The organism is Streptomyces sp. MS191, assembly GCF_008042125.1.
Lineage (GTDB): Bacteria > Actinomycetota > Actinomycetes > Streptomycetales > Streptomycetaceae > Streptomyces.
Genome location: NZ_RDBI01000054.1, coordinates 296,767 through 305,475 on the forward strand (window position 1 = coordinate 296,767; position 8,709 = coordinate 305,475).

10 protein-coding genes and 1 pseudogene are annotated in these 8,709 nt (G+C 72.5%); 7 read left to right on the top strand and 4 right to left on the bottom strand.

All coding sequences use genetic code 11. The annotated features are described in order from the left end of the window. Positions 1 to 82: 82 nt before the first annotated feature. The 3 genes from EAO71_RS24435 (at position 83) to EAO71_RS24445 (ending at position 3,257) form a co-directional block, all read left to right on the top strand. The gene (locus EAO71_RS24435) at positions 83 to 928 is read left to right on the top strand and encodes a GNAT family N-acetyltransferase (protein WP_187282804.1); all 846 of its coding nucleotides are present in this window, start codon (positions 83 to 85) and stop codon (positions 926 to 928) included. Positions 929 to 948: 20 nt separating this feature from the next. Continuing rightward, positions 949 to 1,494, top strand: a complete 546-nt coding sequence (locus EAO71_RS24440; RefSeq protein WP_147979951.1) for a GNAT family N-acetyltransferase — start codon at positions 949 to 951, stop codon at positions 1,492 to 1,494. A 68-nt stretch (positions 1,495 to 1,562) separates the two neighbouring features. Further along, positions 1,563 to 3,257, top strand: coding sequence for a proline--tRNA ligase (locus EAO71_RS24445; protein ID WP_147979952.1), 1,695 nt, complete (start codon positions 1,563 to 1,565; stop codon positions 3,255 to 3,257). Between the two features lie 69 nt (positions 3,258 to 3,326). Here EAO71_RS24445 and EAO71_RS24450 read toward each other — a convergent pair whose 3' ends face one another. The 4 genes and pseudogenes from EAO71_RS24450 to EAO71_RS39105 form a co-directional block, all read right to left on the bottom strand. Beyond that, the gene (locus tag EAO71_RS24450; protein ID WP_147979953.1) at positions 3,327 to 4,256 is read right to left on the bottom strand and encodes a slipin family protein; all 930 of its coding nucleotides are present in this window, start codon (positions 4,254 to 4,256) and stop codon (positions 3,327 to 3,329) included. 82 nt (positions 4,257 to 4,338) lie between these two features. Next, positions 4,339 to 5,238 carry an aminoglycoside phosphotransferase family protein gene (locus EAO71_RS24455; RefSeq protein WP_147979954.1) on the bottom strand — a complete coding sequence of 300 codons (900 nt, stop codon included), beginning with the start codon at positions 5,236 to 5,238 and terminating at the stop codon, positions 4,339 to 4,341. Between the two features lie 49 nt (positions 5,239 to 5,287). Next, positions 5,288 to 5,716 (bottom strand): ferritin-like domain-containing protein, encoded by a 429-nt coding sequence (locus EAO71_RS24460; RefSeq protein ID WP_147979955.1) that lies wholly within the window; start codon positions 5,714 to 5,716, stop codon positions 5,288 to 5,290. Next, a pseudogene (locus tag EAO71_RS39105) lies at positions 5,713 to 6,221 on the bottom strand (hypothetical protein). Before EAO71_RS39105 ends, EAO71_RS24460 begins: the two are co-directional and overlap by 4 nt. A 152-nt stretch (positions 6,222 to 6,373) precedes the next feature. Here EAO71_RS39105 and rimP point away from each other — a divergent pair. The 4 genes from rimP to EAO71_RS39110 all read left to right on the top strand — a co-directional run. Continuing rightward, the gene (gene rimP / locus EAO71_RS24470; RefSeq protein WP_147979956.1) at positions 6,374 to 6,880 is read left to right on the top strand and encodes a ribosome maturation factor RimP; all 507 of its coding nucleotides are present in this window, start codon (positions 6,374 to 6,376) and stop codon (positions 6,878 to 6,880) included. Between the two features lie 2 nt (positions 6,881 to 6,882). Continuing rightward, positions 6,883 to 7,899: a transcription termination factor NusA gene (gene nusA, locus EAO71_RS24475; RefSeq protein WP_147979957.1), complete on the top strand. Its 1,017-nt coding sequence runs from the start codon at positions 6,883 to 6,885 to the stop codon at positions 7,897 to 7,899. Between the two features lie 121 nt (positions 7,900 to 8,020). Further along, positions 8,021 to 8,299 (top strand): YlxR family protein, encoded by a 279-nt coding sequence (locus EAO71_RS24480; RefSeq protein ID WP_147979958.1) that lies wholly within the window; start codon positions 8,021 to 8,023, stop codon positions 8,297 to 8,299. Between the two features lie 147 nt (positions 8,300 to 8,446). Next, positions 8,447 to 8,709, top strand: a 263-nt coding sequence (locus EAO71_RS39110; protein ID WP_261992325.1) for a translation initiation factor IF-2 N-terminal domain-containing protein, incomplete at its 3' end; no start/stop codon positions are given.

Consider the following 8,709-nt stretch of genomic DNA (forward strand, 5'->3'; position numbering starts at 1 on the left):
GTCCCGCCCGCCGGGCCCGTCACCTCGGCGACGCGCCAGGTACAGTGCGGAGAATCAGCAGACCGCATGGTGAGGCCCCCTCGTGTTGACGCAGACCACCACCCGGGTCCTCGAACCCGCCGACCTCGGGGCCGCGCTCGCCGTCCTGGAGAGCGCCCCCGTCGAGAACGCCTTCGTCGCGGCCCGGGTCCAGGCCGCCGGGCTCGATCCCTGGCGACTCGGGGGCGAGATGTGGGGCTGGTACGCCGACGGGCGGCTGCGCTCGTTGTGCTACTCCGGCGCCAACCTCGTCCCGATGTGCGCCACCCCGGACGCCGTCCGGGCCTTCGCCGACCGCGCCCGCCGCACCGGCCGCCGCTGCTCGTCCATCGTCGGCCCCGCCGAACCCACCGCCCAGCTCTGGCGGCTCCTGGAGCCCGGCTGGGGCCCCGCCCGCGACATCCGCGCCCACCAGCCGCTGATGGTGACCGAGGAGCCCTCGGCCGACGTCGAGCCCGACCCCTTCGTCCGCCGCGTCGGCAGGAACGAGATGGACGTGATCATGCCCGCGTGCGTGGCCATGTTCACCGAGGAGGTCGGCATCTCCCCGATGGCCGGCGACGGCGGACTGCTCTACCAGGCCCGGGTCGCCGAGCTCGTCGGCTCCGGGCGTTCCTTCGCCCGGATCGAGGACGGCAAGGTCGTCTTCAAGGCCGAGATCGGCGCCGCCACCTCCCACGCCTGCCAGATCCAGGGCGTCTGGGTCGCCCCCGAGCACCGCGGCAAGGGCCTCTCCGAGACGGGCATGGCCGCCGTCCTGCGCTACGCCCTCGCCGACGTCGCCCCGGTGGCCAGCCTGTACGTCAACGACTACAACACCCCCGCCCGGGCCGCGTACCGCCGCGTCGGATTCCGTGAGGTGGGGGCCTTCATGAGCGTCCTCTTCTGATCCACTTGTAGGGTGCGCGCATGGATGACGCTGACGTCACGATCGGACCGGTCAATCTCGCCGCGCGGGTGGACGACGCCCTCGCCGTGCAGGCGCTCGCCTTCGGACTGGGCGAGGACGAGATCGTCGTACGCCGGCACATCGTCCTGCGCCACCTGCTCAGTCCCGGCGCCTGCGCGTACGGCGCCACCACCGGCGACGGCCGCCTGGTCGGCTTCGTCTACGGCATGCCGAACGACCGCGGCCACTGGTGGTCCGGCATCGTCGAGCCGTACCTGCGCGCCACCGGCACCGCCGACTGGCTCGACGACTCCTTCGTGATCACCGAGCTCCACGTCCACCCCGCCTTCCAGGGCCGGGGCGTCGGCCGGACACTGATCACCACCATCACCGACGGCGCCCCCCAGCCGCGCTCGATCCTCTCCGCGATCGACACCGAGAGCCCGGCCCGCGGGCTCTACCGCGCCCTCGGCTACACGGACCTCGCCCGGCAGGTCCACTTCCCCAGCGCACCCCGTCCCTACGCCGTGATGGGCGCGCCGCTGCCGCTTCTGCGCCGGAACTGATTTCACCGACCCGGGGCCACCCGGCTAACCTCCTAGCCATCACACTTTTCACTGCAGGAGAGTTCCCCATGGCCCAGGTCCAGCGCATGTCCCGGTTGATGGTCAAGACACTGCGCGACGACCCGGCGGACGCCGAGACGCTCAGCCACAAGCTGCTCGTCCGCGCCGGCTACGTCCGTCGCAACGCGGCGGGCATCTGGTCCTGGCTGCCGCTCGGCAAGAAGGTCCTGGAGAACGTCACCCGCGTGGTGCGCGAGGAGATGGACGAGATCGGCGCGCAGGAGGTCCTGCTGCCGGCCCTGCTGCCCAAGGAGCCCTACGAGGCGTCCGGCCGCTGGGAGGAGTACGGCGCGGAGCTGTTCCGCCTCCAGGACCGCAAGGGCGGCGACTACCTCCTCGGCCCCACCCACGAGGAGATCTTCACCCAGCTGGTCAAGGACCAGTGCACGTCCTACAAGGACCTGCCGGTGATCCTCTACCAGATCCAGACGAAGTACCGCGACGAGGCGCGTCCCCGCTCGGGCATCCTGCGCGGCCGCGAGTTCCAGATGAAGGACTCGTACTCCTTCGACACCACCGACGAGGGCCTGGCCGAGGCGTACGCGCTGCACCGCCAGGCGTACGTACGGATCTTCGAGCGGCTCGGCCTGGAGCACAAGATCGTCTCCGCGATCTCCGGCGCCATGGGCGGCTCGGCCTCCGAGGAGTTCCTGGCCCCGGCCGCCGCCGGCGAGGACACCTTCGTGTACTGCCCGAGCTGCGAGTACGCCGCGAACACCGAGGCCGTGACCTTCCCGGCCCAGGCCGCCGACGGCTCCGCGCACGCCGCGGTCGAGGAGCTGGACACCCCCGACACCCCGACGATCGAGTCGCTCGCCGCCCACCTGGGCGTCCAGGCCTCCGAGACGCTGAAGAACCTGCTGGTCAAGGTCGACGGCGAGATCGTCGGCGTCGGCGTCCCCGGCGACCGCGAGGTGGACCTCGGCAAGCTGCAGGACCACCTGGCCCCGGCCGTCGTCGAACTGGTCACCGCCGAGGACTTCGTCGGCCGCCCCGACCTGGTCAAGGGCTACGTCGGCCCGCAGGGCCTGGAGAAGGTCCGCTTCATCGCCGACCCGCGCATCGCCCCCGGCACCGCCTGGATCACCGGCGCCAACAAGGAGGGCAAGCACGCGCGGAACGTCGTCGCGGGCCGTGACTTCGAGGTCGACGACTACCTGGACGTCGTCGTGGTCCAGGAAGGCGACCCCTGCCCCAACTGCGGCACCGGCCTGAAGATGGACCGCGCCATCGAGATCGGCCACATCTTCCAGCTCGGCCGCAAGTACGCCGACGCCTTCCAGCTCGACGTGCTGGGCCAGAACGGCAAGCCGGTCCGCGTGACCATGGGCTCGTACGGCATCGGCGTCTCCCGCGCGGTCGCGGCCCTCGCCGAGCAGCACGCCGACGACAAGGGCCTGTGCTGGCCCGCCGAGGTCGCCCCGGCCGACGTCCACGTCGTCGCCGCCGGCAAGGCGCTGCAGACCGAACTGGCCCTGGAGGTCTCCGAGAAGCTCAAGGCCGCCGGACTGCGGGTCCTGGTCGACGACCGCGCGGGCGTCTCCCCGGGCGTGAAGTTCACCGACGCCGAGCTCATCGGCGTCCCGAAGATCCTCGTCGCCGGCCGCCGTTCGGCCGAGGGCGTCGTGGAGCTGAAGGACCGCCGCACGGGCGAGCGCGAGGAGCTCACCGTCGACGAGGCGATCGCGCGTCTGAGCGCCTGACGCACGACACCCGGGAGCGGGTGGCGGGGGCCTGCCCCCGCCACCCGCTCCCGTCGTGTGCGGTCCGGCTCAGCCCTCCTGCGGCGCCGGGTCGACCGGAGCGCCGGCCAGGTCCTCCACGCTCGTGCCGTTCGCCGCGCTCGTCGCGTTAGCGGCACCCGCGAGCCCCTGGAGGTGGGGCGAGGGGGTCAGACCGGGCAAGGGCTCCTGGACGGGCTCCGCGGCGGGGGCGGCCGCGGGCTGCGCGGCCCGCTCGAGGAACCGCAGGAGCTCCACCGGGAAGGGCAGCACCAGCGTCGAGTTCTTCTCCGCCGCCACCGCCACCACGGTCTGAAGCAGCCGCAGCTGGAGCGCGGCGGGCTGCTGCGACATCACTCCCGCGGCTTCCGCCAGCTTCTTCGAGGCCTGGAGCTCCGCGTCCGCGTTGATCACGCGCGCGCGCCGCTCACGGTCCGCCTCCGCCTGCCGGGCCATCGAGCGCTTCATCGTCTCCGGCAGCGACACGTCCTTGATCTCGACGCGGTCGATGGCGACACCCCAGCCCATGGCGGGGCTGTCCAGCATCAGTTCCAGACCCTGGTTGAGCTTCTCGCGGTTGGACAGCAGATCGTCCAGATCGCTCTTGCCGATGATCGACCGCAGCGACGTCTGCGCCATCTGCGAGACCGCGAACCGGTAGTCCTCGACGCGCACCAGCGCGTCCGCCGCGTCGACCACCTTGAAGTACACGACCGCGTCCACCCGCACGGTCACGTTGTCCCGGGTGATGCCCTCCTGCGCCGGCACCGGCAGCGTCACGATCTGCAGGTTCACCTTGTGCAGCCGGTCGATCGCCGGAACGATCATGGTCAGACCGGGTTGCCGGACGTCGTCACGGAGCCGGCCGAAGCGGAACACCACGCCTCGTTCGTACTGCTTCACCACGCGGAGCGCGGCCGCCGTGTACACCCCGGCGGCGACTATCGCACCCGCTGCGGCCATCAACAGCGCTTCGATCATCACGACCCCCTGACGGGCGTCCGAGCCGAGTGTTACAGCAAGGGTATGCCCCCGCGGAAGGCCCGGGAAAAGTGCCGCGCGCTCACAGCCAGCCGGCGAACTCCAGCAGCAGCTCGGCGTCCTGCCGCCGTCCCGCGGCCAGCGCCCGCGTGCCCGACTCGACCGCCCGGAAGAGCGTCCAGCCGCGCAGCCGCTCGCGGTCCACCTCCAGGGAGTCCGCCAGCCGGTTCACCCGGCGGCGGGCCGCCGAGGCCCCCGCGGACGCCGCCACCAGGTCCTCCACCCGGTCGCGGACCAGCCGAGCCAGGTCGTAGGCGCGCTCGCCGACCAACGGCTCGGGCCCGATGGCGAGCCAGGGCGTCCGGTCGCCGGCCAGCACCTTGCCCTGCCGGAAGCAGCCGTGCAGCAGCAGGGCCTCGGGGGAGTCGGCGACCAGCTCCGCGCGGGCCTCCAGAGCCGCCGCGGTCAGCCCGCCGGCCGTCTCGTCACCGCGGTGACGCTCCATGGCCGCCGCCTGCCGGGCCGTGCGCCCGGCGACCGTCTCGAAGTCGTGCTCCGCGGGCGGCTCGACCCAGAGCCGCCGCACGATGCCGGCGGCCTCCAGCAGCGCCTTCGCCTCCGGCAGCGAGCGCAGGGACACTTCCGGGTGCAGCCGTTCGAGTACGAGTCCGCCGCCGTCGGTCGTGTCGACCAGCCGCACCGCGCCCCAGCCGTCCCAGTGCGCCAGCGCCCGCGCCTCGGCCTCCGGCCGGGCGGCGCCCGGGGCGATCTTCAGCGCGGCGGGGGTGCCGTCCGGCCGCCGGACGAGCAGCACGAGGCTGCTGCGCCCGCCGGGGGCGACCGTCCGGTCGACGTCCAGGGACGCGGTCTCCAGCGCGGTCCGGGCGAGCTCGGGAAGCTCTCCGAGCCACTCGGCCGCGACGGCGTCCCCGTACGTCTCGCCCAGCGCCCGCACGAGTCGCTGCGGCGGTTCGAAAGCCATGCGTGCGTTGTTCCTTCTGCAGTTCGGACGAGCCCGGCCGGAGCGGGGCTCAGACCCGCTCGGCGAGCCCAGGAAAGGTTACGTCGCTGCCGCGCCAGCGGACGGCCCGCACGGCGGCCTCGCGCAGGGCCGCCGCGGCGTCCCGCCGCAGAGGGCCCGTCGATGCCCGGACGAGATCGGAGTACACCCCGGCGACGCCGTCCTCCAGGGCGGCGGCCAGCCGGACGGCCGCGGCCGTGTCCGGCACCGGGAACGGCAGCGCGTAACCGGCGGCCGCGGCCACCGGCTCGCCGCCGAGGTCGCGTACGGTCCGGCGCAGCGCGTCCCGCCGGGCCCGGTGGGCGCCGTGGGCGGCGGTGGCCTCGGCCCGCCGCCCGGCCCCGATCCGGCCGCCCACGACGCCGTAGCCGTACACCGCCGCGTGCTCGGCGGCGAGAGCGGCCTGGGCCGCCGCGAGCGCGGTCTCCCGTTCGGTCATCCCCGGCCTCCCTCGGTCAGCAGATAGGCGTGCGCCGCGCCGGCCGCCGCCACCGAGGCGAGCAGCCGCGCGTACTCCGGCGGCGCGTCGAGCAGCGTGGCCGTGTGGATGTCGGAGGTCCGCCGGACCTCGGCCGCCAGCTCACGCAGCGCGGCCGCGGGGTCCGCGGGCCGCCGCCGCCGGTGGGCGAAGGCGTCGGCCGGGCGCCGGGGGCGGCCGTCCCCTCGCCCAGGGCGGCGGCGTGCGCCGCCGCCGAGGTCCGCAACGGCGTCAGTCGCGCCGAGAGCGAGGGGTGCGCGGTGAGCACCGCGTCGTAGCGTTCCAGCAGGGCCCGGCCGGCCGCCGCCGACCTGCGGCGCAGCTCCGCCTCGGCGCGTGCCGCCCGTTCGGCCGCGGTGGGCGGCTCGGGGCCCCTCTCCCGCGGCGGCGTGGTGGTGCAGCCGCCCAGCGTCGCCGCCCCGGCCAGCAGCAGCGCACGCCTGCCCACCGTCCCCGCGCGCCCCACGTTCTCTCCCTCGGCCTCGGTCGAAGATCACCGCAGGCGAGCGTACCCGCGGCCGCGGACACGGTGGACGGCAACACCCCTCTGGACCGGATACCCTTTGGTCTGACACGCGACGAACCCACAACAGCACACGCGGCCGAGGAGTCACCCGGATGAGCACCACCCAGAGCGACAGGCTGCGCGGACTCCTGGAGCCGCTCGTCCACGCGAAGGACCTGGATCTCGAGGAGATCGAAGTGTCCCGGGCCGGCCGCCGCGGACTGCTGAGGGTCATCGTCGACTCGGACGAGGGCGTGGAGCTGGACGCCTGTGCCGAGCTGAGCCGCGTCATCTCCGAGAAGCTCGACGAGACGGACGCGATGGGCGAGGGCGAGTACGTCCTCGAAGTCAGCTCCCCCGGCGCCGACCGCCCCCTCACCCAGCACCGCCACTACGTGCGCGCCACCGGGCGCCTGGTCAAGCTGAGGCTGACCGACGCCGCGGGCGGCGGCGAGGTGATCGCGCGGATCCTGACCGTGGACGACGACGGCCTCGACCTCGAGGTGCCCGGCGTGAAGGGGCGCAAGCCCACCGCCCGGCGCGTCGAGTTCGCCGAGATCGCCAAGGCGCGTGTCGAGATCGAGTTCAGCCGCAAGGACAAGAAGGAAGAGGAGGCGTAGCCGTGGACATCGACGTGAAGCTCCTGAAGGGCTTGGCACAAGAGAAGGAGATCTCCTTCGACCTGTTGGTCGAGGCGATCGAGTCGGCCCTCCTCATCGCCTACCACCGCACCCCCTCCGCCCGGCGCCACGCGCGCGTGGAGCTGGACCGGCACACCGGTCACGTGACCGTGTGGGCGAAGGAAGACCCCTCCGAGCTGGAGGAGGGCCAGGAGCCGAAGGACTTCGACGACACGCCGTCGGACTTCGGCCGGATCGCGGCGAGCACCGCCCGCCAGGTCATCCAGCAGCGGCTGCGTGACGCGGAGAACGACGTCACCTTCGGCGAGTACGCGCGCCGCGAGGGCGACGTCGTCGCCGGCCAGGTGCAGCAGGGCAAGGACCCGAAGAACGTCCTCGTCAAGCTCGACGACAAGCTGGAAGCCATTCTTCCGGTGCAGGAGCAGGTGCCCGGCGAGGAGTACACGCACGGCCTGCGGCTGCGCACGTACGTCGTCCGGGTCGCCAAGGGTGTCCGCGGTCCGTCCGTCACCCTTTCGCGCACCCACCCCAATCTGGTGAAGAAGCTCTTCGCGCTCGAGGTCCCCGAGATCGCCGACGGTTCCGTCGAGATCGCGGCGATCGCCCGTGAGGCCGGTCACCGCACCAAGATCGCCGTCCGGTCCACCCGTTCGGGCCTGAACGCCAAGGGCGCCTGCATCGGCCCCATGGGCGGCCGCGTCCGCAACGTCATGGCCGAGCTGCTCGGCGAGAAGATCGACATCGTCGACTGGTCCGACGACCCGGCCGAGATGGTCGCCAACGCGCTGTCCCCGGCCCGGGTCTCCAAGGTCGAGGTCGTCGACCTGGCCGCCCGTTCGGCCCGGGTGACCGTGCCGGACTACCAGCTCTCCCTCGCCATCGGCAAGGAAGGGCAGAACGCCCGGCTCGCCGCCCGGCTCACCGGCTGGCGCATCGACATCCGGCCKGACACCGAGCAGCCGTCGGCCGAACAGGCCGACCGTCGCGACCGGGACTGACAGCTTTCCCGAAGGAAAAGATCGCGCCGCGGTCACGTTGTGCCACGGCGAGATCACGACAAACGACCGTTCGATCCCTCCCCCCAACGGGGAGGGTCGTTACGGGGAGGTAGACTTAAGCGTGTCTGGCCGGACGCATGCCCGCGCGTGCCCTGAGCGAACCTGTGTGGGATGCCGGGAGCGAGCGGCCAAGAGCGATCTGCTGCGCATCGTGGCGGTCGAGGGCGAATGTGTCCCCGATCATCGCGGTACGCTGCCCGGCCGGGGTGCGTACCTGCACCCCGCCTCGGTCTGTCTCGACCTGGCGGTCCGCCGCAGGGCGTTCCCGAGGGCCTTCAAGGTCCAGGGACCACTCGAAGCGGCCTCGGTCCGACGGTTCGTCGAGCAGGCAGCACCGTAAGAAGAAGTACGGCACGGATAACCGTGCGGTCAGGTACCTCGCGAGTTGGAAGTAGGTCGAGATTGCGATGAGCACTCGATGAGTACGCGATGAGTACGCCCATGAAGTAGCGACGGTCCGGCGGTAACCGGACCTAAAAGGAGCGAAGTGGCTAAGGTCCGGGTATACGAACTCGCCAAGGAGTTCGGCGTGGAGAGCAAGGTCGTCATGGCCAAGCTCCAAGAACTCGGTGAATTCGTCCGTTCGGCGTCCTCGACGATCGAGGCGCCGGTCGTGCGCAAGTTGACTGATGCACTGCAGGGGCCCGGCGGCAACGCCGGCAAGTCCGCTGCCAAGCCGGGCGCGCCTCGTAAGGCCGCCCCCTCGAAGCCCGCGGCGCCGTCTCCGGCATCCGCGGCACGTCCCGCTGC

Excerpts from the sequence above, each read along its gene's own strand:
- EAO71_RS24440 (WP_147979951.1), top strand. The coding sequence starts at position 949 with ATGGATGACGCTGACGTCACGATCGGACCGGTCAATCTCGCCGCGCGG.
- rimP (WP_147979956.1), top strand. The coding sequence starts at position 6,374 with ATGAGCACCACCCAGAGCGACAGGCTGCGCGGACTCCTGGAGCCGCTC.
- EAO71_RS24445 (WP_147979952.1), top strand. The coding sequence starts at position 1,563 with ATGGCCCAGGTCCAGCGCATGTCCCGGTTGATGGTCAAGACACTGCGC.
- EAO71_RS24450 (WP_147979953.1), bottom strand. The coding sequence starts at position 4,256 with ATGATCGAAGCGCTGTTGATGGCCGCAGCGGGTGCGATAGTCGCCGCC.
- EAO71_RS24455 (WP_147979954.1), bottom strand. The coding sequence starts at position 5,238 with ATGGCTTTCGAACCGCCGCAGCGACTCGTGCGGGCGCTGGGCGAGACG.
- EAO71_RS24460 (WP_147979955.1), bottom strand. The coding sequence starts at position 5,716 with ATGACCGAACGGGAGACCGCGCTCGCGGCGGCCCAGGCCGCTCTCGCC.